18 protein-coding genes and 1 pseudogene are annotated in these 21,999 nt (G+C 58.2%); 6 read left to right on the top strand and 13 right to left on the bottom strand.

Annotated features, from left to right (window positions below):
- Position 1: 1 nt before the first annotated feature.
- The 6 genes from RT197_RS02805 to cybB form a co-directional block, all read right to left on the bottom strand.
- Positions 2 to 1,693 (bottom strand): methyl-accepting chemotaxis protein, encoded by a 1,692-nt coding sequence (locus tag RT197_RS02805; RefSeq protein WP_312947017.1) that lies wholly within the window; start codon positions 1,691 to 1,693, stop codon positions 2 to 4.
- Between the two features lie 152 nt (positions 1,694 to 1,845).
- Positions 1,846 to 2,964, bottom strand: a complete 1,119-nt coding sequence (locus tag RT197_RS02800) for an S-(hydroxymethyl)glutathione dehydrogenase/class III alcohol dehydrogenase (protein WP_312947015.1) — start codon at positions 2,962 to 2,964, stop codon at positions 1,846 to 1,848.
- 32 nt (positions 2,965 to 2,996) lie between these two features.
- The gene (locus RT197_RS02795; protein WP_312947012.1) at positions 2,997 to 3,272 is read right to left on the bottom strand and encodes a metal/formaldehyde-sensitive transcriptional repressor; all 276 of its coding nucleotides are present in this window, start codon (positions 3,270 to 3,272) and stop codon (positions 2,997 to 2,999) included.
- Between the two features lie 130 nt (positions 3,273 to 3,402).
- Positions 3,403 to 3,600: a hypothetical protein gene (locus tag RT197_RS02790; RefSeq protein ID WP_312947011.1), complete on the bottom strand. Its 198-nt coding sequence runs from the start codon at positions 3,598 to 3,600 to the stop codon at positions 3,403 to 3,405.
- A 97-nt stretch (positions 3,601 to 3,697) separates the two neighbouring features.
- Positions 3,698 to 4,999 (bottom strand): MFS transporter, encoded by a 1,302-nt coding sequence (locus RT197_RS02785; RefSeq protein WP_312947009.1) that lies wholly within the window; start codon positions 4,997 to 4,999, stop codon positions 3,698 to 3,700.
- 182 nt (positions 5,000 to 5,181) lie between these two features.
- Positions 5,182 to 5,712, bottom strand: a complete 531-nt coding sequence (cybB, locus tag RT197_RS02780) for a cytochrome b561 (protein ID WP_312947008.1) — start codon at positions 5,710 to 5,712, stop codon at positions 5,182 to 5,184.
- 232 nt (positions 5,713 to 5,944) lie between these two features.
- Here cybB and RT197_RS02775 point away from each other — a divergent pair, with 232 nt between their 5' ends.
- On the top strand, positions 5,945 to 6,835 hold the full coding sequence (locus tag RT197_RS02775; RefSeq protein WP_409529675.1) for an alpha/beta hydrolase: 891 nt from the start codon (positions 5,945 to 5,947) through the stop codon (positions 6,833 to 6,835).
- A 60-nt stretch (positions 6,836 to 6,895) separates the two neighbouring features.
- Here RT197_RS02775 and RT197_RS02770 read toward each other — a convergent pair whose 3' ends face one another.
- Complete coding sequence (locus RT197_RS02770) at positions 6,896 to 7,684, bottom strand: YdcF family protein (protein ID WP_312947006.1); 789 nt, start codon at positions 7,682 to 7,684, stop codon at positions 6,896 to 6,898.
- Positions 7,685 to 7,891: 207 nt separating this feature from the next.
- On the opposite strand from RT197_RS02770, the gene RT197_RS02765 reads away from it, so the two are divergent.
- The 4 genes and pseudogenes from RT197_RS02765 to RT197_RS02750 all read left to right on the top strand — a co-directional run.
- On the top strand, positions 7,892 to 9,544 hold the full coding sequence (locus tag RT197_RS02765) for an MFS transporter (protein WP_409529668.1): 1,653 nt from the start codon (positions 7,892 to 7,894) through the stop codon (positions 9,542 to 9,544).
- A 19-nt stretch (positions 9,545 to 9,563) separates the two neighbouring features.
- The gene (locus tag RT197_RS02760) at positions 9,564 to 10,646 is read left to right on the top strand and encodes an HlyD family secretion protein (protein ID WP_312947004.1); all 1,083 of its coding nucleotides are present in this window, start codon (positions 9,564 to 9,566) and stop codon (positions 10,644 to 10,646) included.
- Complete coding sequence (locus RT197_RS02755) at positions 10,643 to 12,019, top strand: efflux transporter outer membrane subunit (protein WP_312947002.1); 1,377 nt, start codon at positions 10,643 to 10,645, stop codon at positions 12,017 to 12,019. The genes RT197_RS02760 and RT197_RS02755 overlap by 4 nt, the downstream gene beginning before the upstream one ends.
- Before the next feature lie 110 nt (positions 12,020 to 12,129).
- A pseudogene (locus RT197_RS02750) lies at positions 12,130 to 12,444 on the top strand (type VI secretion system baseplate subunit TssG); the annotation flags it as partial.
- 27 nt (positions 12,445 to 12,471) lie between these two features.
- Here RT197_RS02750 and RT197_RS02745 read toward each other — a convergent pair.
- Both RT197_RS02745 and hrpA read right to left on the bottom strand, forming a co-directional pair.
- Positions 12,472 to 13,062 (bottom strand): GNAT family N-acetyltransferase, encoded by a 591-nt coding sequence (locus tag RT197_RS02745; protein WP_312947000.1) that lies wholly within the window; start codon positions 13,060 to 13,062, stop codon positions 12,472 to 12,474.
- A gap of 132 nt (positions 13,063 to 13,194) precedes the next feature.
- Entirely contained in the window at positions 13,195 to 17,097 is a 3,903-nt protein-coding gene (gene hrpA / locus RT197_RS02740) for an ATP-dependent RNA helicase HrpA (protein WP_312946998.1), read from the bottom strand.
- A gap of 203 nt (positions 17,098 to 17,300) precedes the next feature.
- Here hrpA and azoR point away from each other — a divergent pair, with 203 nt between their 5' ends.
- The gene (gene azoR / locus RT197_RS02735; protein WP_312946996.1) at positions 17,301 to 17,906 is read left to right on the top strand and encodes an FMN-dependent NADH-azoreductase; all 606 of its coding nucleotides are present in this window, start codon (positions 17,301 to 17,303) and stop codon (positions 17,904 to 17,906) included.
- A gap of 58 nt (positions 17,907 to 17,964) precedes the next feature.
- Here the strand turns inward: azoR and RT197_RS02730 are convergent, their stop codons facing one another.
- From RT197_RS02730 to RT197_RS02715, 4 genes are read right to left on the bottom strand one after another with little or no spacing between them, the layout of a single operon-like run.
- Positions 17,965 to 18,357: a hypothetical protein gene (locus RT197_RS02730; RefSeq protein ID WP_312946994.1), complete on the bottom strand. Its 393-nt coding sequence runs from the start codon at positions 18,355 to 18,357 to the stop codon at positions 17,965 to 17,967.
- Positions 18,333 to 19,610 carry a phosphatase PAP2/dual specificity phosphatase family protein gene (locus RT197_RS02725; protein WP_312947567.1) on the bottom strand — a complete coding sequence of 426 codons (1,278 nt, stop codon included), beginning with the start codon at positions 19,608 to 19,610 and terminating at the stop codon, positions 18,333 to 18,335. Before RT197_RS02725 ends, RT197_RS02730 begins: the two co-directional genes overlap by 25 nt.
- On the bottom strand, positions 19,610 to 21,364 hold the full coding sequence (locus RT197_RS02720; protein WP_312946993.1) for a bifunctional alpha/beta hydrolase/class I SAM-dependent methyltransferase: 1,755 nt from the start codon (positions 21,362 to 21,364) through the stop codon (positions 19,610 to 19,612). Before RT197_RS02720 ends, RT197_RS02725 begins: the two co-directional genes overlap by 1 nt.
- A complete protein-coding gene (locus RT197_RS02715) occupies positions 21,342 to 21,998 on the bottom strand; it encodes a lysophospholipid acyltransferase family protein (protein WP_312946991.1) in 657 nt (218 codons plus the stop codon). The genes RT197_RS02720 and RT197_RS02715 overlap by 23 nt, the downstream gene beginning before the upstream one ends.
- Position 21,999: the final 1 nt, after the last annotated feature.

Below are 21,999 nucleotides of genomic sequence, written 5' to 3'. Positions count from 1 at the left end.
ATCAGAAGGTTTCCCAGTTGTCGCCGGAGACGACCGCCGGGCGTGAAGAGGTAAATACCGGCGCGGGCGCGGCGCTTACGGCAGGGCGAGCGGCAGCGGCCTGTTGCAGACGGAACGCGCCGACGGCCTCGGTGAGCCGTGCCGCCTGCTCTTCCAGCGAGGCGGCAGAGGCCGACGCCTCCTCCACCAGCGCGGCGTTCTGCTGGGTGACGTTGTCCATTTCGCTGATCGCCTGGCTGACCTGGGTAATGCCCCGGCTCTGCTCGTCGGAAGCAGCCGCGATTTCCAGCATGATATCGGTGACGCGCTTCACCGCTTCGACGATTTCTTTCATCGTCCCGCCTGCGGCAACCACTTCCCCGGAACCGCGTTCGATCAGGGTGACCGATTCGCTGATCAGCCCTTCGATCTCTTTCGCGGCCTGGGCGCTGCGGCTGGCCAGGGTGCGGACTTCGCTGGCGACCACCGCAAACCCACGGCCCTGCTCGCCCGCGCGGGCGGCTTCGACAGCGGCGTTGAGCGCCAGAATGTTGGTCTGGAAAGCAATGCTGTTAATCACGGCGGTAATTTCGGAGATTTTTTTCGAGCTGGCGGAAATATTGCCCATCGTGGTGACGACGCCGGAAACAATCTGCCCGCCCCGGCTGGCTTTGCCGGAAGCATCTTCCGCCAGTTTACTGGCATGATGGGCGTTTTCGGCGTTCTGTTTCACCGTGGCGGTGAGCTGTTCCATGCTGGCAGCGGTCTGCTCAATGGCGGCGGCCTGTTCCTCGGTACGTGCAGAGAGATCGGTATTGCCCGCTGAAATCTCGCTGGTCCCGCGATAAATCTCCTCCGCACCCTGGCGCACTGTGCCGACAGTGCTGACCAGCGAATGCTGCATTTTTTGCAGGTCACGGCTTAAATGACCGATTTCACTGCGTCCGCTGATTTCATCCGCGACCGTTAAATCCCCCGCCGCGATTTTTTCAATCCGCCCGGCGGCACGCTGAAGCGGTGAGATCACCGTGCGGCGCAGCACCACAAAGGTCAGCAGGGTCAGCACCAGCGCAATAGCAAAGGCACCGGCCATAAACAGCATCCCCAACTGGCTGCGCTGATGCGCCTGCTCGCGCAGGGTATTGGCCCGCTCGGTGCGCAACTGGATGGCCTTCAGCAGCACTTCGTTGTAGGTATTGTCCAGCGGGCGGGCCTGTTCATTTTCATGATTGATGATGGCTTCAAACATGCCGTTTTTGGCAAATTTGAGCATCGGCTGCATCCCTTTAATATAGGCGGCAAAGTCGGTGTTGAGCGTGGCATCAAGGGCTTCGTCGGCGGGCGTTTTATAGGCGCGATCCATATAGAGCCTGAAACCGTCCTGCGCCTGCTTAATGCGTTTTTCGGCCTCGGCGATATTGGCCTTCATGTCATCCATTTCGGCAATACGGCTGGCGGCCCCGGCATGGATCAGGCTGATCCGCGCGGTGCGCAGATTATTAGAGCTGTTGGAAAGCCCCATCCGCACCTGGATTTCTTCGGTGACGTCTTTTTGATCGCGGTCGGCCTGCATTAAAAAGTAGCCCGCTAATCCTGCGCTCAGGGCAAACAGCACAAGAATGCCGCCGAGGATCGAGGAAAACAGGGGAACGAGGCGGATATGGTGTAAAAAGCTCAGCTTTTGCGCAGGTGACGGCGCTGTATTATTGTCCATGGCTATCGACTCTCATATAAAGAAGCGTACAAACACGCCCGTCTGATAGTCATCGGCATTTAAGCGCAATGGATTACCGCTAAAAGCGATAACCCGGTCACACTTCACAACATTTGCACTAAGGCCAGCGGCAGGAACCGCTGGCAGATGAATCAGTTATCGCCGAAATGGATAACCGTGCGGATGGATTTGCCTTCGTGCATCAGGTCAAAGGCTTCGTTGATTTGCGCCAGCGGCAGGCGATGGGTGATGAACGGATCGAGCTTGATTCTGCCCGCCATGGCATCTTCAACCATGCCCGGCAACTGTGAGCGCCCTTTCACGCCGCCAAATGCTGAACCGCGCCACACGCGCCCGGTCACCAGCTGGAACGGACGGGTACTGATTTCCTGCCCGGCTCCGGCAACGCCGATGATGACGCTTTCACCCCAGCCTTTATGACAGCATTCCAGCGCCGCGCGCATCACATTAACGTTGCCGATGCATTCAAAGCTGTAATCAACGCCGCCGTCGGTCAGTTCCACAATCACCTCCTGAATCGGGCGGTCGTAGTCTTTCGGGTTAATGACGTCGGTCGCGCCCATCTCCTGCGCCAGTTTGAATTTCTCCGGGTTAGTGTCGATCGCCAGAATGCGCCCGGCTTTCGCCTGTACCGCGCCCTGGATCGCCGCAAGACCGATGCCGCCCAGACCAAAGATGGCAACGGTATCGCCCTCTTTCACTTTTGCGGTGTTGTGAACCGCACCGATGCCGGTGGTCACGCCGCAGCCCAGCAGACAAACTTTGTCCAGCGGTGCCTGCGGATTCACTTTCGCCAGCGAGATTTCAGCGCAGACGGTGTATTCGCTGAAGGTGCTGGTGCCCATGTAGTGATAAATCGGCTCGCCGTTGTAGGAAAAACGGGTGGTGCCGTCCGGCATTAAGCCTTTACCCTGGGTCGCCCGTACCGCCTGGCAGAGATTGGTCTTGCCGGATTTACAGAATTTACACTCGCCACATTCGGCGGTGTATAGCGGAATAACGTGATCGCCCGGCTTCAGGCTGGTAACGCCTTCGCCCACTTCAACCACCACGCCGCCGCCTTCATGGCCCAGCACCGCCGGGAATACGCCTTCCGGGTCGTCGCCGGACAACGTAAAGGCATCGGTGTGGCATACGCCGGTATGGGTAATTTTGACCAGCACTTCGCCTTTCTTCGGCGGCGCGACGTCAATCTCGACAATTTCCAGCGGCTTGCCGGGGCCAAATGCAACTGCTGCACGCGATTTCATATTCTTTCTTCCCATGTTGCGATGTTAACTGTTTATTTTAGATAAGAGCGCAGCAAATGACCGATTTCTGTCATCCGCACCGCGCGCTGATCGGGCGAGGTTTCGCCGCTGACCAGCTCATCTTTGAGGTGAATTTCGACCATCTCGCCCATGAGTCCATTCGCCGCCCCCCGGATCGCCGCAATCTGTTGCAGGATGGCAATGCACGGCTCGCCGGACTCCAGCGCCCTCTCAAGCGCATCGACCTGCCCGCGAATACGTCTGACGCGGGTAAGCGCCCGTTTTTTATCTTCAGGTGACTGCGGCATGGGAACTCCGTGGTGTGAATACTATAGGGGGGTATACTAATTGTAAGTGACGCGAATGTAAACTCCAGCGTCTTAAGGCAACCCAAAAGCACAGAATGCAGCGGTCCCAGCCGCTGCGTTGTGAAAAAGTTTACAACCCCGGCGTCGGGCAGGAAGACGGTGCACCGGTTGAGTCCACGCATCCGCCGCCTGCGGTGGTGACTTTGGTGGCGGGTGCGGGGGGCGCATTTTCTGCGGCGGGCTTATCAGAACGGGTGGCGTCGGAATAGGTGGTTTGCGAGCAGGCAGTCAGCGTGACCAGCACAGCGGCAATAAATAATTTATTCATAGTTCCTCTTTAAAATCAGCGAGATTAACAAAGATAACTACGACTAAGTGTGGTCGATCCTGCGGGATTTTCCAGTTGCCGCTGCGTCCTTCCGGTCCTATCTTTTCAGCGGTTGCCCCGCGGTTTCTTTTGCCCGTAACACTGTCAAGAACGTAATCAGCGCCGCACCCATGATGTACCAGGCCGGAGAGAATTTATCCCCGGTGGTGGTAATCAGCCAGACCGAGAACCACGGCGTGATGCCGCCAAAGAAGGCGACGGCGAAGTTATAGGCGATGGAGAGGCCACCGTAGCGCACGCTGGTCGGGAAAAGCTCAGCCATCGCTGCGCTACAGGCACCGTCAAAGGCGGCGATAAACGCGCCCAGCATTAACATGGCGAGCACGGCGGAAAGCACATCGCCCTGCGCCATGACCATCATCGCCGGATAACTGAATAAAATAAAACCCGCGCAGCCTGCCAGCATCAGCGGTTTGCGTCCGAAGCGGTCGGACAGATACCCCATAAACGGCACCATGATAGCGATGGCGAACAGGCCAATGGTGGTGATGGCGTAGGCGTTCAGACGGGAAAAATGCAGTTCGGTGGCCAGGTAGCTCGGCATAAAGGTTTGCAGGGTCCAGTGCCCTACTGCTTTCAACACCACAAAACCGACGCAAAATAACAGCGCGCCCCACGCTTTGGTGACGGCGGCACGCAGCGGTGCGGATTCGGTTTTGCCGCTTTCCGCCACCGCCCGGTATTCCGGTGAATCCTCCAGATGCTGGCGCAGGTACAGGCCGATCCAGCCCAGCGGCCCGGCAATCAAAAACGGAATGCGCCAGCCCCAGTCGTTCATGGCGCTGTCGCCGAGGAAGGCGGTGAGCAGGAAAACCAGCCCGGAACCGGCGACAAACGCCATGAAGCCGAAGTTGTCGATCCAGCAGGTGAAGTAGCCTCGTCGGGCGACCGGGGCATATTCTGCAAGATAAGTGGTTGCGCCGGAACTCTCGCCGCCCGCCGCAAAGCCCTGGATCAGCCGGGTGATCACCAGCAGGATAGCCGCGCCGATGCCAATTTGATGGTAAGTCGGCAGCAGTCCCATCACAAAGGTCGCCCCGGAAGTCAGCAGGATCACCGTCGCCAGCACTTTTTGCCGCCCTACCCGGTCCCCGAGCGATCCGAAATACAGGCCGCCGAGCGGGCGCATGATAAAACCGGCACCAAAAACGGCAAACGAGGAAAGCAACGCCACGCCCGGATCGCCCGCATGGAAAAATTGCAGGCCGATAATCGCCGCCAGCGTGCCGTAAAGACCAAAATCGAACCATTCCACGAAGTGTCCGACGCCGGTTGCCAGCAGCACTTTGCGCAGTTTACGGTCGGTGCTTATTGGGCGATCTTTAATTATTGTGCTCATCACCACCTCAAAGTGTTTCTATTATAGATATACATGTACACCGGATGGTGGATTTTTGCCCATCGTCGGGAGGTGAAAATGTGACGCCTCGCAAATCCGGTCGCCAGAAAGCCCGCGGGGATCACATTTTCATGGCGGCTGACGTAAAAAACCCCGCCAGCGCGGGGTCAATGATTTGCGTTTCAGGAGCGCTTTTTCGGCATCATCCGTAACAACGTGTTGTCTTTCCACAAATAATGGTGCAGCAGCGAGGCCAGCGCGTGCAGGCCAATAACCCAGTAGCCCAGCGTCGCCAGCAGAATGTGGTACTTTTTCACCACATCGACCACGTCAAAATTCGCTTCGCTGGCAAACGGCATCACCACGCCAAACGCCATCCACGGGTGGCCCCGGTTGTACATCATGATCAGGCCGAGGATCGGCAGGATGATAAACAGCAGGTAGATCACCAGATGGCCGAGATGCGCCATCCCGGTCATCCACGGTTTAGGCTTAGGCACAATTGGCGGCGCAGGATATTTCAGCCGCAGCCCCAGACGCGCCACCATCAGCACCAGCACGCTGATACCGCAGGAAACATGAACCATGTTGAACCACAGCCGATAACTGCGCGGCGCAAAGCCGCGAAATTCCATCGCGCAGTAAGCCACCACGACCAACAGAAAAACCAGCCAGTGAATGGCGATTTGCACGCCGGAATATTTGTTGCCCATCAGAGTGTCCTGAATATGAATACAAAGATGCCAGGATAGCGATTTTTCGTTAAAAATTCATTAATTACTTGCGTATTGTGCGGAGATTACGCCCCGGCGTGGCAAGAATGAAACATAGGTTCATTTGCGGGCGGGCATCACTTTTTGCGCGTCGCACTGTGCTATAACCTCTTTTTACCTTCACAGGAGAAACGACATGATGTCCATTCGACCCGACGATTTAGTGCAATTGATGGCTGAAGCCACACGCAAAGCGGGGATCTTTCCCGTCTGGCCGCAGGGGGAAGCGCCGGGCGCGGCGACCAGCCGTGCGCAGTTCGTGCTGGAGGAGAACCATACCGGAAACTCCGCCTTCGATCGCTCTGTCACCGGGGTGCGTGCACCGCAAATCGTGGTTTACGCGCCTGCTGAGCCTAACGGCATCGGCATTCTGGTCACGCCGGGCGGCTCTTATAAGCGTGTCGTGCTGGATAAAGAAGGCAGCGCGCTGGCCCCGTTTTTCAACGCGCGCGGCTATACCCTGTTTGTGATGACCTACCGGATGCCCGATGATGGCCATGCCGAAGGGGCCAGCGCGCCTCTGGCGGACGTACAGCGCGCGCTGCGTACCCTGCGCGCCCGCGCCGCGGAGTGGCAACTGGATGCGGACCGCATCGGCGTGCTGGGCTTTTCCGCCGGGGGGCACGTCGCCGCCAGTGCAGGCACTCGCTATGCGGAGCAGGTATATGAACCGCTGGATGATATCGATCGGCTGTCGGCGCGCCCGGATTTTATGGCGCTGGTCTACCCGGTGATTTCCATGCACGAGGAGATCGACCATCCGGCATCGCGGCAGGCGCTGGTTGGCCCGGAACCCGACGCCGGGCAGATCGCCCATTTTTCGCTGGAGCAGCGTGCAGACGCCCGCACCCCGCCCACGTTTTTGCTTCACGCAGTGGACGATCCGGCGGTCAAAGTGGAAAACAGCGTGGTGATGTTCAGCGCCCTGCGACGGCTTGGCGTGCCGGTAGAAATGCATTTATTTGAGCAGGGCAAGCATGGTTTTGGCATTCGCGATGCCCAGGGGCTGCCGGTGTCCGTCTGGCCGGAACTGATGATGAACTGGATCGAGACTAAAGTCTGAAGCCTTAACGCGGCAAAGGCAGCGAAAGAGACGCCCGTTTAGCGGTAAACGGGCGACGGGTTACAGCAATGAACGGCTTTTCAGCGCCTCGTTGAGCAGCGCATCGTCCCGCAGGATCTGCCACGCGCGCTCGATTTCCGCCGGAATATTGACGTGAGTGATGAATCCTTTGCCGTTGGGACCATAGCCCTGCGCGTCGTCACGCAGGCGCGGGATTTCACCGAGGATCAGTGACAGATAGCGTTCCGGCGGCCACATGCCCCGCTCTTTATCCGCAAACGTCAGGCCATCGTCGCTGTTGACCAGCCGCGCCACGATGCCCGGAAAACTCTGCCAGCGCGGAGCGGTCGCCACATCCTGCCAGACGTGAGCAAACGTCGCCATCGTGCGGCGTTGCATGGTCGGGTCCTGAACCACCACCCCTTTTGTACAAGGAATGCCGGTCACTTCCAGCATCTGGCGGGTAAAACGGGCGTTCTCACCGCAGTTGGTGGATTTGGTTTCCAGCAGAATGCGCTCGGGGGCAATGTTCCAGAAATCCCTGGCGATTTCGCCGAGGATCCCGGCTTCGCTGCGCCCGGTAGTTTGCACCTTGTTATAACGAGGATGACGGGCAACCGCCGCGTAAAGGAACGTCGTGGAATGACCGATGCCGCCGCTGATTAACAGCGGGCAGCTCTGTGCCGCCGCCAGCTCGCAGGCCGCGTCGATGGTAGGGATCACCGCATTACCCGCCAGTACGATCAGATCGCTATCCCGATCGACCGTTTCGTTCTGCGCCAGCCACTCACCAAGCTGATTGGCTGCACTGAGCGTGATGTCGGGAAGTTGTGGAAAAATAGCTGTCATTCACTTTCTCCTTGCTAAGACTCCCTGGAGCGTAGCATTTGTCACGTCGCGTCCCAGCGGATCTATCTTAAAGCGCTATTTTACCCTGTTGTCCCCTTAACCGGCACATCTGGCATAACCCATTCACTTGAATTATGAATAAAGCCGGTTATAAACTTAGAGCCTGCCCGGGTGCTAAAGATAATTACAACAAGGTGAAAAATCATAATGCGCCTGCCACAACGTGACCCCTACGCCCCGCGCGAATGGGCACCCCATGAGAAACCCATGCTGTTGGGTTCTCCTTCAACGCCGCTGCACAGCACGCCAAAACGCATTGCCTACGGGATCGTCGGGCTGCTGGTGTGCCTGACCGGGGCGCTGGGAAATGCAGTGGTGACGGCTAACCTGCAAAACTTGCAGGGAACCTTTGCCGCCTGGTCAACGGAAATCGCCTGGCTGCCTGCGGTTTACGTGATGACTAACGTCTCCATCAACCTGCTGCTGGTAAAATTTCGCCAGCAGTTTGGCCTGCGCGCGTTTACCGAAGGGTTTCTGGTGCTGTATGTGCTGGTGACGTTTTTCCATCTGCTGGTCAACGACTTAAGCTCGGCGCTGATGGTCCGCGCGGCGCACGGTATGGTGGCGGCGGCGCTCAGTTCGCTCGGCATTTATTATCAGATTCAGGCATGGCCCGCCCGTCACCGGCTGAAGGCGCTGACCATTGGCATCACCGGATCGTCGCTGGCGATCCCGCTGGCGCGGCTGTTTTCAACCGATCTGCTCCAGCTCGACGAATGGCGCGGGCTGTATTTCTTTGAACTGGGGCTGGCGCTGATTTCGCTGGCCTGCGTGATTCTGCTCAAGCTGCCTCCCGGAGACCGGCGCAAAGTTTTCGAAAAGAAAGACTTTATTACCTTTATCCTGCTGGCTCCCGGCATGGCCCTGCTCTGCGCGGTGCTCTCGCTGGGGCGGCTGGAATGGTGGTTTGAGACACCGTGGATTGGCTGGGCGCTGGCAGGCTCGCTGGTGCTGATTATCTCTGCCATTGTATTTGAGCATAGCCGGCAAAACCCGCTGTTAAATACCCGCTGGCTTTCAAGCGGCAGTATCCTGCGCCTCGGCCTGATCATGCTGCTGATCCGCATCGTGCTGGCGGAACAAAACACCGGCGTCATCGGCTGGCTACAGTATGTCGGACTGCAAAATGAACAGATGACCGGGCTGGCGCTATCGATTTTCGCCGGGATCGTCTGCGGGATTATCGCCAGTTGCCTGACCATAAAACCGCAGCGACTGGCGTGGCCCATTGTAACCTCGCTGGCGCTGATGATTGTCGCCTCGTGGCTCGACAGCCACTCCACCATCCTGACCCGCCCGAATCAGCTGATGTTCAGCCAGTTCCTGCTCGGCTTCGGCAGCGCCTTTTTCCTCGCCCCGGCGATGCTGGCGGGCATCGGCGGCGTGATTGCCGATCCGCGCAATCTGGTCAGTTTTTCCGTTTTATTTGGCATGAGCCAGAACATTGGCGGCCTGCTGGGTTCGGCGATCCTCGGCACCTTTCAGACCTGGCGAGAAAAATATCACTCCAGCCTGCTGGCGGATCAGCTCACGACCCTCAACCCGCAGGTGAATGAACGACTTCAGCTCTACACTCAGATGTACAAAAACCTGATTGGCGACAGCGATTTGCTCAGCGTACAGGCGGGGGTGCAGTTGCAGAATGCCTCCACCCTGCAAGCGACGATTCTGGCGTATAACGATACGTATTTGCTGACCGCAGCGATTGCGGCGGTGACCATGCTGTGGATTTTCTGGCGGCTTTTACGCCTGCGGATCACCGCACGCATCGGTTTGAAACAGGCAACGGGAACAAAATAATGCGATTTCAGGAGATGTTATGAGTCAGCAGGATGTCGCCAAAGAGCGGGCGAATACGCGCAGTAATGTGCGGGTAGTGTCGATTTTTGCCGCCGCAGCGATTGGTATTGTCGGGGTACTGGCGATCCTTTACGCCTGGCAGCTTCCGCCTTTCACCCGTCATACTCAGTTCACCGATAACGCCTACGTGCGCGGGCAAACTACCTTTATCAGCCCGCAGGTTAACGGCTATATCACCCACGTTGCGGTACAGGATTTTGTGCAGGTGAAACGCGGCGACGTGCTGATGCAAATCGACGATCGTATTTATCAGCAGCGCGTTCACCAGGCCCAGGCTCAGCTAAATATGAAAATCGCCGCGTTGAACAATAATCTCCAGCAGCGGAAAAGCGCTGAAGCGGTGATCGCCCGCAATCAGGCGGCGCTGCAAAATGCACGGGCGCAGAATCTGAAAACCCAGGCGGACCTGAAACGGGTGAAGGATTTAACCGCCGATGGCTCGCTGTCCATTCGCGAGCGTGATGCCGCACTTGCCAGCGCCGCGCAGGGCAGCGCGGATATTGCTCAGGCGCAGGCCACGCTTGAGATGTCGCGTCAGGATCTGCAAACCACGATTGTCAATCGCGCTTCGCTGGAGGCAGACGTTGAAAATGCGAAAGCCGCGCTGGAGCTGGCGCAAATCGATCTGCAAAACACCAAAATTATCGCTCCGCAGGACGGTCAGCTTGGGCAGATCGCCGTTCGGCTGGGGGCATATGTCGCCGCCGGGACGCATCTCACTTCGCTGGTTCCCGCGCAGCACTGGGTGATTGCCAATGTGAAAGAGACGCAGCTGGCGGAGATCCGCATTGGTCAGCCGGTGCAGTTCAGCGTCGATGCGCTAAATAACCGCGCCTTTAAAGGACGGGTACAGAGTATTTCTCCGGCCACGGGCGTGGAATTCAGCGCTATTTCACCCGATAACGCCACCGGTAACTTTGTGAAGATTGCCCAGCGCATTCCGGTGCGGATTGAGGTTCTGGGCAAACCCGAAGAGATCGCGCTTCTGCGTCCGGGGATGTCGGTGCAGGTGCATATTGATACCCGCGAGGATCGCCAATGAGACGTCATCCTCTCGCGCTGCTGCTGACGGCTCTGCTGCTCACCGCCTGTCAGTCGGTCGATGTGCAACCTGCCAAACCTGCCCTGCAAATCCCGGAGCAGTGGCGGCAAAATATCGGGCCAGCCAGCCCGACCGAAGGCATCTGGTGGCGCAATTTTCATGATAGCGCGCTGAATCGCTATGTGGATCGGGCGCTGCAATTCAATACTGACGTGCTTATCGCCCGCGAACGGGTGAATGAATATCAGGCGCGGGTCTATGCCAGCCAGGGCGATTTGTTCCCGACGCTGGATGCGGGATTCAGCGGAAACCGCGCACGTTCACAGTCGGCCGCCACCGGGCAGCCGGTCTACAGCACGCTGTATAAGGGCAATCTCAGCCTCAGCTATGATGTTGATATCTGGGGCGCAAACCGCAGCGCGACCGACGCCGCCGAAGCCACGCTTGAGGCCCAAAAAGCCGCCGCCGCTGCCGCGGACCTGACCATTGCCGCGTCGGTCGCTTCAGGCTATGTCACCCTGCTTTCTCTTGATGAGCAGTTAACCGTGACCCGGGCGACGCTGGAGGCGCGCGAAGCCTCGTACCGCCTGGCACAGCGGCAGTTTGCCACCGGCTACAGTTCGCGTCTGGAGTTGATGCAGGCCGATTCCGAACTGCGCGGCACCCGCGCGCAGATCCCGCAAATTCGCCACCAGATTGCTGAACAGGAAAACGCGCTTAGCCTGTTGCTCGGCGCAAATCCGCAAAGCGTTGCGCGCGGCGGGACGTTCGACGGACTGACGCCGCTGGCGATCCCATCGCAACTGCCGTCGTCGCTGCTGAATCGCCGCCCGGATGTGGTGCAGGCTGAACGGCAACTGGTGGCCGCCGATGCCGCCCTCGCCGTGTCACGCGCGCAGCTTCTGCCGTCGCTCAATCTTACCGCCACCGGCTCGGTGCAGGATCGCACCCTCCCCGGCCTGCTGGATAACCCGCTTCAACTCTGGAGCGTGGGCGGAAGTATTCTTGCCCCGCTGTTAAACCGCCAGGCGCTTAACGCGCAGGTGGACGTGTCGATGTCGCAGCGCAATCAGGCGCTGTACAGCTATGAAAATACCGTGCGTAACGCCTTCAAAGAGGTCAACGACAGTCTGGATGCCATCGCCCGTTTGCAGGAACAGTTGCAGGAATTACAAGGTCAGGAGTCGGTCGCGCGCGAAACCCTACGCATTGCGCAAAACCGCTATCGTAACGGCTACTCTTCCTTCCTCGACGAGCTGGACGCCCAGCGCACACTGTTTTCCACCCAACTGAACGTGGTGCAGGTGAAAAACAGCCTGTTGCAGGCGCAGATTGATCTTTATCGCGCGCTCGGCGGCGGCTGGGGGGCGTGAGGCGTTTAATGATGGAGGCCGATCAGGATATTTTTATCCCGGATCCACTGACCGGACCACCAATATGAGGGCGCGCCCCCGGATCGGGAAACCGTCCATTTTCGCGGCGTGATATTGAATCGCTGGAAAAAAATGCGGCCGAGGGATATGTGATGACTACCCGCTTTTTGGGGCTGTCCGGCAGTTCATCGCCATTACCGGGTTATTATCTGGATGAGATGGCCTGTTTTCGTCATGGTGGCACGGATGATATTTCGCAGCGGATGTATGCGCTTATCGGACTGGGTCACTCGCGGGTACGTGAACGGCTGAATATTTGCCACAGCCAGTTGGCCTGTGCCGGAATATTATCCGGGCCGGGGCGAACCCGCTTTATTAGTGAGTCACCGCAGAATCCCGGTGTGACGATACGGATCAGAGGATAATAACGACCGTCCCGACGCCCGGCAGTATTATTTCCGTATTGTATTTAGTGCCAGAAAATCATCCCGGTTAGCGCTTTCCAGCAACCGGGATGATTCGGAAGATGAACAGACCAGTTTCAAACACTCCACGCCTTTGTACCCGCATCGATCGTAAACCCGATAACCCACATGCTCAGCAACGCGGATCGATGCGAGGTTATTTTTGGCGATCAGGCACACCGTTTGTGTGGGGTGATACGTCTGCGCAAACCACCGATGTGCGGCGCTCGCGGCTTCTTTTGCCACGCCTTTATGCTGGGCGTCAGGGGAAATAACCCATGATGCCTCTGCGTGAGGATCGAAATCCGCACCGATACCGCGATGAAAATTCGCCAGCCCGGTTTCCCCCAGAAAGCGCCCGTCGGATTTTTGAAAGACGGCAAAAATGCCATAGCCAAACGCCGCCCAGTGACCGACATTTCTTAACAATCGGTTCCAGGCCTCTTCTGCCGTAAAGCCGGGCGTGCCGGACAGGTGGAAAATAGTCGGGTCGGCATACATGGGATACCAGACCGCAAAATCGTCGATGGTTTGCGGGCGGAGTATCAGTCTGTCGGTAATAAGGGAAAGTGTTGTCATGGGGCTGTGGCTATCAATGTGTTGATCGTGATGGGGTTATTATTGCCCGGCAAAGGCGATTTTCAGCCATCACCTGTCCCGGGACGGTAAAAAAGCCCGGCGGTTAATATCCGCCGGGCTTAGCGTGAAGCGCTAACCGCTAATCTGCTCCATCGCCTGCAAAATCCGCTTATCGGAAATCGGGTACGGCGTACCCAGTTGCTGGGCAAAATAACTCACCCGCAGTTCTTCGATCATCCAGCGGATCTCCTTCACATCGTCATCATCGCGGCGGGCGGGCGGCAGTTTGTTGATCCACTGCTGCCACGCCTGCTGGACGCTTTCCACTTTCAGCATCTGCGCCCGGTCGCGGTGCGGGTCGACCGCCAGCTTTTCCAGCCGTTTTTCGATAGCGTGTAAATAGCGCAGGGTGTCGCCGAGCCGTTTAAAACCGTTGCCGGTGACGAAGCCGCGATACACCAGTCCGTTCATCTGCGCTTTGATGTCGGACAGCCCCAGCGCCATCGTCATATCCACGCGCCCTTTCAGCCGCTTGTTGATGGTGAAGACGGCGGTGAGAATTTGCTCGACCTGTTTAGCGATTTCAACCACCGTGTCGTTGAGTTCAGCGCGGACTTTTTCATGCAGTCGCGCAAAGCCCTCTTCGGTCCACACCGGGCCGCCCGCTTCGTCGATCAGCTTGTCCACGCCGCAGGAGATGCAGTCGTCGATCAGATCCAGCACCTTGCCATACGGGTTAAAGTAGAGGCCCAGCTTGGCTTTGTTCGGCAGTTTCTCATGCAGATATTTGATTGGCGACGGAATGTTGAGCAGCAGCAAACGCCGCAGGCCGCGCCACATCGCCTGTTGTTGCTCCAGCGGATTGTCGAACAGCCTGATCGCCACGCTGTCGCGCTCATCCACCAGCGCAGGCCAGGCTTTGACTTTGTAGTTGCCACGTTTTTGCTCGTAGCTTTCGGCAAGCGTGCCGAAACTCCAGATATGCAGCCCGCTTTGCTCGATGCCGTCGTCCGCCACGGCGGAGAGCGTCTCCTGCACTTTGCCTTTCAGCCCGTCCTTCAGATCCTGCAACGAACGGCCTTCCTGCAACTTCTTGTTTTTATCATCCACCACCCGGAAGGTGATTTTCAGGTGATCGGGCACCTGATCCCAGTGCCAGTCGTCGCGGTCGATGGTGTGGCCGGTCATCCGCCGCAGTTCGCGCTCCAGCGCTTCCAGCAGCGGCAGTTCCAGCGGCGTGACGCGGCCTAAGAAGGCTTCAGCATAGTTCGGCGCAGGCACAAAGTTACGGCGCACCGGCTTCGGTAGCGATTTGATCAGCGCAATAATAAGCTCGCGGCGCAGGCCGGGGATCTGCCATTCAAATCCAGCCTCTTCGACCTGGTTTAGCAGCGGCAGCGGGATATGCACGGTGACGCCATCGGCATCTGCGCCCGGCTCAAACTGATAGCTCAGCCGCAGCTTGAGGTTGCCCTGATGCCAGAAGTTCGGGTAGTCGAGCTTGCTGATCGACTCCGCGCCCTCTTTGATCAACATGCTCTTTTCAAAATTGAGCAGGTCCGGCGTCTCGCGGCTGACTTTTTTCCACCAGCTATCGAAATGGCGGGCGGAAATGGCATCGACGCTGATCCGCTGGTCGTAAAACTCAAACAGCGTTTCGTCATCGACCAGGATGTCGCGGCGGCGGGATTTATGCTCCAGCTCTTCCACTTCGGCACGCAGCTTCAGGTTGTCGCGGAAGAAGGCGTGACGGGTCTGCCAGTCGCCCTCAACCAGCGCGTGGCGGATGAACAGCTCCCGGCACAGCGCCAGGTCGATCTGGCTGTAATTGATTTTACGCGCGGCCACAATTGGCAGACCGTAGACGGTCACTTTTTCGGTCGCCATGACCGCGCCCTGCGCCCGCTCCCAGTGCGGCTCGCTGTAAGAGCGTTTGATCAAATGCTGCGCCACCGGCTCCACCCACTCGGGGTCGATACGGGCGGCGATGCGTCCCCACAGGCGGCTGGTTTCCACCAGTTCCGCCACCATCGTCCATTTGGGCGGCTTTTTGAACAGGCCAGAGCCGGGGAAGATGGAGAAGCGAGCGTTGCGCGCGCCGGTATATTCCTGTTTATCCGCATCTTTCATACCGATATGCGACAGCAGACCGGTCAGCAGCGCGACGTGAATTTCGCGATACTCTGCCGGTTCGCTGTTAACCGGAATGCCTAATTCTTTTACGACCTGGCGCAGTTGGGTGTAGATATCCTGCCACTCGCGCACCCGCAAATAGTTGAGGAAATCGGTGCGGCAAAGACGGCGGAAGGCGTTCGATGACAGCGCTTTTTGCTGCTCGCCGAGATAATTCCACAAATTCACGAAGGCGAGGAAGTCGGACTCTTTATCGTGGAAGCGACGATGTTTTTCATCCGACGCCTGCTGTTTGTCCATCGGGCGTTCGCGCGGGTCCTGGATGGAGAGCGCCGAGGTGATAATCATCGCCTCGCGCACGCAGCCGTGTTTCTGCGCCTCCAGCACCATTCGCGCCAGACGCGGATCGACGGGAAGTTGCGAAAGCTGGCGGCCCTGAGCGGTGAGCTTATAGGCGGTCTGCTGCTCGTCGGTGGTGATCGCGCCCAGCTCTTCCAGCAGGCGCACGCCGTCCTGAATGTTGCGTTTGTCCGGCGCCTCCACAAACGGGAATGCGGCGATGTCGCCCAGCCCCAGCGCGGTCATCTGCAAAATGACCGACGCGAGATTGGTACGCAGAATTTCCGGGTCGGTGAATTCCGGGCGCGAGAGGAAATCGTCTTCCGAATACAGGCGAATACAGATCCCTTCCGAGACGCGCCCGCAGCGGCCTTTACGCTGGTTGGCGGAGGCCTGGGAAACCGGCTCAATCGGCAGGCGCTGGACTTTGGTACGGAAGCTGTAGCGGCTGATGCGCGCGGTGCCCGGATCGATAACGTATTTAATGCCCGGCACGGTGAGCGAGGTTTCAGCGACGTTGGTTGCCAGCACGATGCGCCGCCCGCTGTGCCCCTGGAAGACCCGGTTCTGTTCACTGTTTGACAGACGCGCATACAGTGGCAACACCTCGGTGTGGCGCAGGTTGAGCTTGTTTAACGCGTCGGCGGTGTCGCGAATTTCACGCTCGCCGCTCATAAAGATCAGAATATCGCCCGCGCTTTCGCGGCCCAGTTCATCCACCGCATCGAAAATCGCCTGAAGCTGATCGCGTTCGGTGTCGTCTGCCTCTTCGACAATCGGGCGATAGCGCACTTCTACCGGATAAGTGCGCCCGGACACTTCAATAATTGGCGCGTGATTAAAATGGCGCGAGAAACGTTCCGGGTCGATGGTAGCGGAGGTGATAATGACTTTCAGATCCGGGCGCTTCGGCAGCAACTCGCGCAGATAGCCGAGCAGGAAGTCGATGTTCAGGCTGCGCTCGTGTGCTTCATCAATGATGATGGTGTCGTACTGCATCAGCAGGCGGTCCTGCTGGATCTCCGCCAGCAGAATACCGTCGGTCATCAGCTTGACCATCGTATTGTCGCTGACGCGATCGCTAAAGCGGACTTTATAGCCCACGCAGCCGCCCGGCTCGGTTTGCAGCTCTTCGGCAATACGGTTTGCCACTGTGCGCGCCGCCAGACGACGCGGCTGGGTATGACCAATCAGCCCTTTCACCCCGCGTCCCAGCTCCATGCAAATTTTGGGTAGCTGGGTGGTTTTACCGGAGCCGGTTTCCCCGGCGACGATCACCACCTGGTGGTCGCGAATGGCGTCGAGGATGTCCTGTTTTTTCTGGCTGACTGGCAGGTTTTCCGGGTAGGTGATTTCAGGGCGCGACGCGACGCGCTGCGCCACTTTTTCTGCCGCCTGAAACATTTCAGCCGCCAGGCCGTTGAGAATGCCCTGCTGAGCTTCAGGATTTTTAACCTTCTTCGCGCCGTGCAGACGTTTGGCGAAGCGCTGTTTATCGCGCAGCATCAGGGCGTCAAGCCGATCGTAGAGCTGCGCAGGCGTCAATTTCTGTTGTTCTGTCATCGTGTTATCGGGCCGTTAGCGGCCAAAAAATAATTTACTTTTATGATGGCTATAGAGTACCACATTGCCGGTTTACCCGCCTTATTCAAAAAAATCGAACATAGAATTCGATATATTGCGCTATCACTGCAGCGGAATTGTGAATAGAGTGTCAACAAGTAGCGGGCTATCTATCCCCTTCAAACACATAAAAGGAAACACCCATGAGCAAAGTATTGGTTCTCAAATCGAGCATTCTGGCAGGGTATTCGCAGTCTGGTCAGCTCTCTGACTATTTTGTCGAGCAATGGATCGCGAAACATCCGGGTGATGAAGTGACCGTTCGCGATCTGGCGGCAAACCCTGTTCCGGTTCTGGATGGTGAACTGGTTGGCGCGCTGCGTCCGAGCGATGCGCCGCTGACGCCACGTCAGCAGGAAGCGCTGGCGCTTTCCGATGAGCTGATTGCTGAATTGCAGGCGCATGACGTGGTTGTTATCAACGCCCCGATGTACAACTTTAATATCCCGACCCAGTTGAAGAACTACTTTGACCTGGTGGCGCGGGCAGGCGTGACGTTCCGCTATACCGAAAAAGGGCCGGAAGGTCTGGTGACCGGTAAACGTGCGGTGATCCTCTCCAGCCGTGGCGGTATTCACAAAGATACCCCAACCGATCTGGTTGCCCCGTACCTGACGCTGTTCCTCGGCTTTATCGGTATTACCGACGTGAACTTTGTCTTCGCGGAAGGTATCGCTTACGGCCCGGAAGTGGCTGAAAAAGCGCAGACCGAAGCAAAAGCAGCGATTGACAGCCTGGTTGCTGCCTGAGATCTCTCCCTTCCGCCGCCTCTGGCGGGAGGGTTTTCACGTTCCCGTCCCCGATAAATCAAAAACTCATCAGGCCGATTATCCAGATCCCCCACGCCAGCACCGTTGCCAGTAGCGTCCGGTGGAGCTGACGCCGCGCGCCCTGTTCTCTTTCCTGTAAGGTCAGCGTTTTCAGGCGCTCGCGCTGCCAGATAAACGCCAGCGCTTCGCCTGCGGCCGGAGAATTTTCCTCACTGAGCAGGCGAAAATAGCCCGCATCCAGCCACAGCCGCCAGCAACCATATGCGATGTAACCGACGTTCAGCACCAGCAAAACAGGCAGCCCGCTGCGGGAAGCAAACACCAGCGCCCACACCAGCGGCAGGCTGCCGAGCGGCAGAAAGAAGCGCCAGCTGGAGAGCGAACGGATCATAATTGCTCTTCGCGTTACGTTGTCACGATTTTCTGCCATTGCTGCAAGGTCTCCAGATGAAACGGTTTTAACACCACCTGCTGCCGACGCGCCCGAAGCAGGACGACCGCCTCATCAACGGTTTGCACATGACCGTAGTGCAGCAGCCAGGCCGCGACCACCAGCGCGCTGCGGGAAAGCCCCAGCGAACAGTGGACCAGCACCGAGCCGTGCCCGGTGCGTAGCTGTTCCAGTAGCTCTACCGCCTGCGCCAGTTGGGCGCTTTCCGGCACCACCAAATCCAGCATGGGTACACAGGCATAATACTGGCGGACGCTTGATGCCGGGCGGGGAAATTCACAGGTGAGATCGAGCACCGCGTGCTGATCGGTGGCGGCGCGCGGATAACAGCCGAGATACACGCCGTCAACGACCAGGGTGACGGGCGCTAAATGACGGGTAAACCAGCGGGCGGAAAGCTGCGTTCCCAGCCGCCATGGAAGCAGCAACCAGTACGCGGCAGGCGTGATGCGCCCGCTGGCATTTTTTTGCATCGCCGCCACACCCAGCCCGGCATAGCCCAGCGCCACGATCAGCAACGACAGCGCGGGCCACCACAGCCAGGGGGTGATCAGGCACACCAACGCGCCGACGAAATAGCGCAGCGCCAGCGTTTTTCGCCCGCTATCCGCACGTCGCCAGCGCCATGTGCCCTGATCGGGAACAATCCAGCTTATCAGCATCCCTACCGCCAGCCCGCTGAGAATATCAATGACGTGATGCTGCCAGGTGGTCACGACCGACAGCGCAATCAGTAAAAACCAGCCGTCGCACAGTTTTTGCCCGCCGCCGGAAAGCCGTTTATGAAAATGCCACCAGATAATCCAGCATAAAATGATATGCAGCGACGGCGACTGATTGTACGGCAGATCGAACTGTTCAAGCTGACTGAACAGCCAGCCTGCCGCGCCGTCAACCTGCGGCCGGGTAAAGGTGAAACGCAGCGGGTAGAGCAGAAATCCGAGGCAGGCGAGCAGCGACGCCAGCAGCAGTCTGCAAGCCAACCGCCGCTGTTCACCGAGCGTGGCGCAGCAAAACAGCGACAGTCCGTAGAGCAGATCCAGGCTCCAGTAAGGGATAATGCTCAGCGGAATGAACGGGATGTAATGCTCCCAGCTAAACACCATGCTGCCCACGTCGCTGCGGCTGGCGGTGAAAACGTTAACCTGCCCGTAAGTGAGGAAGAAAAACGGTCCCAGCAGCGCCAGCCAGCCCACTCCCTGAAGCAGAATTTTACGGTCGCGGGCAATCATCAACGCCGCACCGCCAGCGACACGGTGAAGATGCCCCACTGGTCGATCAGCTGCGCGCATTTATCAAACCCGGCCTCGTAAACCAGCGCGTCCATTTCTCCCTGGCTGCGCACGCGCATCACCCACGGCTTGCCGTCTTTATGACTGGTTAAAGACCAGGCGATCGTTTTAAGTTGGGGATGCCAGGGCTGCCCGGTATAAATCAGCAGGCCGCCCGCAGGGATCGCCTCTGCCAGCCCCGCCAGCGATGCCCGGACCAGCGCGTTTTCCGGGAACAATTCATATAGGCCGGATACAATGCCCAGCGTCGGCGCGGGATCGAGCGCCGCCAGCTCGTCGCGGTTAAAAGCGTCGCCGCGCTCAAATCGCGCCACCTCTGCCATCCCGCGTTCGCTAATCATCTGCTGGCCTTTGCTCACGTTCAGCTCGCTGTAATCGCGCAGCAGAATTTCGTTTACCGCCGGATTGCCCTGAAGCGCGTCCAGCACGTAGCGCCCGTGTCCGGCGGCAATATCCACCACCCGCACCGGTTTTCCTTCCGCGACCAGACGACCGACCGCCTTTTTGATCAGCGTATCCAGATGCAGCTTGCGCTGACGGATCCCCTGCCAGCCGATGCTGTTCAGGTAATTTTTGTCAATCAGCCGCCCCAGCGCGCTGCTGCCCTGCGGCTGGTTGCGATAGACGTAATCCAGCGTGCTGCCGGAATCGAAACCGGTGTCAAAACCGAGGCGCACCCCGGCTGACTGGGTGCCGAGCGCTTTCATGCCGTAGCGCAGTGCCCGGTAAGAGAAATCGTCAATGGAGTAAGGCTCAGGACCGCCGTGCAGGATGCGCCAGGCATCGGCGCCGGGGCTGTGACGGTCCTCATCGCGATAGTCAAAACGCTGCGGCGGTGCGGCGTACAGGGCATCAATAAAGTCGCGCATTTTGGCAAACGCCAGATGGCGATCTTTTTCACCCAGCGTGTCGTGATAAAACCCCGGCAAAATATGCACCTCTTTCAGCGGGCTGCGCAGGCGCTGGTAGAAATCGATTTGCGGCTGGCGATGCACCACGAAATCTTCGCCGGAAATCAGTAGCTGGGTCGGGACGACGATGGCGGCCGCGTCGCTGACCAGCCGTTCGGAGGTTTTATACAGATCGAGCAAAATATTGACCGCAATGGCGCGGGCAATCAGCGGATCGTGATTAAAGCTCTCCACCCGCGCCGGATCGTGGGTCAGATATTTGCCCTTCACGTAAGAGTTAACGTAAAACAGGCCGCGAATTTTTTGCATCAGCCCCAGCCCGGCACGGGCAAACGGCACGTAAAGTTTGACTTTGAAGGCCGGGGACGCCAGCACCAGACCGCGTAAAACGGGAGCATAGTCATGAACCCAGGCGGCGACCAGCACTGCGCCCACGCTTTGCGCCACGACCACAACATCTTCCAGCGCCAGCTGGCTATCGGCGGCAGCGAAGCGGACAAACTCATCGACGTCCTGCACCGAGCGGGCCAGCGACGGGCTGTAGCCACGCGGCCCCTCCGTTTTGCCATGCCCGCGCGCGTCCCAGGCATAAAAAGCGGTATCCGGCATCGCCAGCTCATCGACGATGTGCTGTAAGCGCCCGGAGTGCTCGTGCCCACGGTGAAAAAGGACGATAACCCGGCGCGGCACGGTTTCATTTAACGCGGGCCAGTGACGGTAAAACAGCGCGTGGTTATCGCTGGTCAGAAAACTTTTTTCTTCAGGCGTGCGGAGTGTGTTCATGATTATGTTGCCCTTCCAGATGGGATTGCAGATGGAGAAAGTGCTGCAACAGACTTTCCGTGTAAGCGTGTTTGTCGGCAATCCAGCTGACCTTTTCGCCGACGTTTGCATCAATAAAGAGTGGCAGCGGGATGCGGTTGCCCTTCGCCATTACCCTTTCCGTTCCTGACAGCCAGACCGGAATAACCGGCACTTCCGGCATTCGCTGAACCAGATGCCAGATGCCGGGCTTCAGCGCCGCCAGTTTACCCGGCTCGCCGCGCGTGCCTTCCGGGAACAGGATCAGGATTTTATTATCCCGCAGCGCCTTTTCGCAGCCCGCCAGCGGATCGGCCTCCCCGCCGTTACGCACGACCGGAATAATATTCAGAATATGCAGCGTGAACCACGCCAGCCATTTATTACGCAGAAAATAGTCTGCTGCCGCCACCGGATGCACCCGCTGCTGGAGACGCAGCGAAAAAAGTGACAGCAGCGCGAAGACATCCATGTGGCTATTGTGATTGGCGACGATGATGGCCGGACCGCTTTGCGGCAGGCGCTCACGATGCTTTACCCGCAGACCAAGCCATAGCCAAATCACCGGCCAGACAATACACAGAGTGAACAGGAAGCGGAGCGTTTTTTTGGCCATA

Origin of the sequence: Superficieibacter sp. (assembly GCF_032071645.1) — a bacterium.
Taxonomy (GTDB): Bacteria; Pseudomonadota; Gammaproteobacteria; order Enterobacterales; family Enterobacteriaceae; genus Superficieibacter.
The sequence above is the reverse complement of the archived record's forward strand: the minus strand, read 5'-3'. Positions and strand labels throughout refer to the sequence as shown.

Coding starts and splice junctions, on each gene's coding strand:
- RT197_RS02775 (WP_409529675.1), top strand. CDS start 5,945: ATGGCTGAAGCCACACGCAAAGCGGGGATCTTTCCCGTCTGGCCGCAG.
- hrpA (WP_312946998.1), bottom strand. CDS start 17,097: ATGACAGAACAACAGAAATTGACGCCTGCGCAGCTCTACGATCGGCTT.
- RT197_RS02760 (WP_312947004.1), top strand. CDS start 9,564: ATGAGTCAGCAGGATGTCGCCAAAGAGCGGGCGAATACGCGCAGTAAT.
- RT197_RS02755 (WP_312947002.1), top strand. CDS start 10,643: ATGAGACGTCATCCTCTCGCGCTGCTGCTGACGGCTCTGCTGCTCACC.
- azoR (WP_312946996.1), top strand. CDS start 17,301: ATGAGCAAAGTATTGGTTCTCAAATCGAGCATTCTGGCAGGGTATTCG.
- cybB (WP_312947008.1), bottom strand. CDS start 5,712: ATGGGCAACAAATATTCCGGCGTGCAAATCGCCATTCACTGGCTGGTT.
- RT197_RS02795 (WP_312947012.1), bottom strand. CDS start 3,272: ATGCCGCAGTCACCTGAAGATAAAAAACGGGCGCTTACCCGCGTCAGA.
- RT197_RS02725 (WP_312947567.1), bottom strand. CDS start 19,610: ATGATTGCCCGCGACCGTAAAATTCTGCTTCAGGGAGTGGGCTGGCTG.
- RT197_RS02745 (WP_312947000.1), bottom strand. CDS start 13,062: ATGACAACACTTTCCCTTATTACCGACAGACTGATACTCCGCCCGCAA.
- RT197_RS02730 (WP_312946994.1), bottom strand. CDS start 18,357: ATGGCAGAAAATCGTGACAACGTAACGCGAAGAGCAATTATGATCCGT.
- RT197_RS02785 (WP_312947009.1), bottom strand. CDS start 4,999: ATGAGCACAATAATTAAAGATCGCCCAATAAGCACCGACCGTAAACTG.
- RT197_RS02790 (WP_312947011.1), bottom strand. CDS start 3,600: ATGAATAAATTATTTATTGCCGCTGTGCTGGTCACGCTGACTGCCTGC.
- RT197_RS02765 (WP_409529668.1), top strand. CDS start 7,892: ATGCGCCTGCCACAACGTGACCCCTACGCCCCGCGCGAATGGGCACCC.
- RT197_RS02800 (WP_312947015.1), bottom strand. CDS start 2,964: ATGAAATCGCGTGCAGCAGTTGCATTTGGCCCCGGCAAGCCGCTGGAA.
- RT197_RS02770 (WP_312947006.1), bottom strand. CDS start 7,684: ATGACAGCTATTTTTCCACAACTTCCCGACATCACGCTCAGTGCAGCC.
- RT197_RS02715 (WP_312946991.1), bottom strand. CDS start 21,998: ATGGCCAAAAAAACGCTCCGCTTCCTGTTCACTCTGTGTATTGTCTGG.
- RT197_RS02720 (WP_312946993.1), bottom strand. CDS start 21,364: ATGAACACACTCCGCACGCCTGAAGAAAAAAGTTTTCTGACCAGCGAT.
- RT197_RS02805 (WP_312947017.1), bottom strand. CDS start 1,693: ATGGACAATAATACAGCGCCGTCACCTGCGCAAAAGCTGAGCTTTTTA.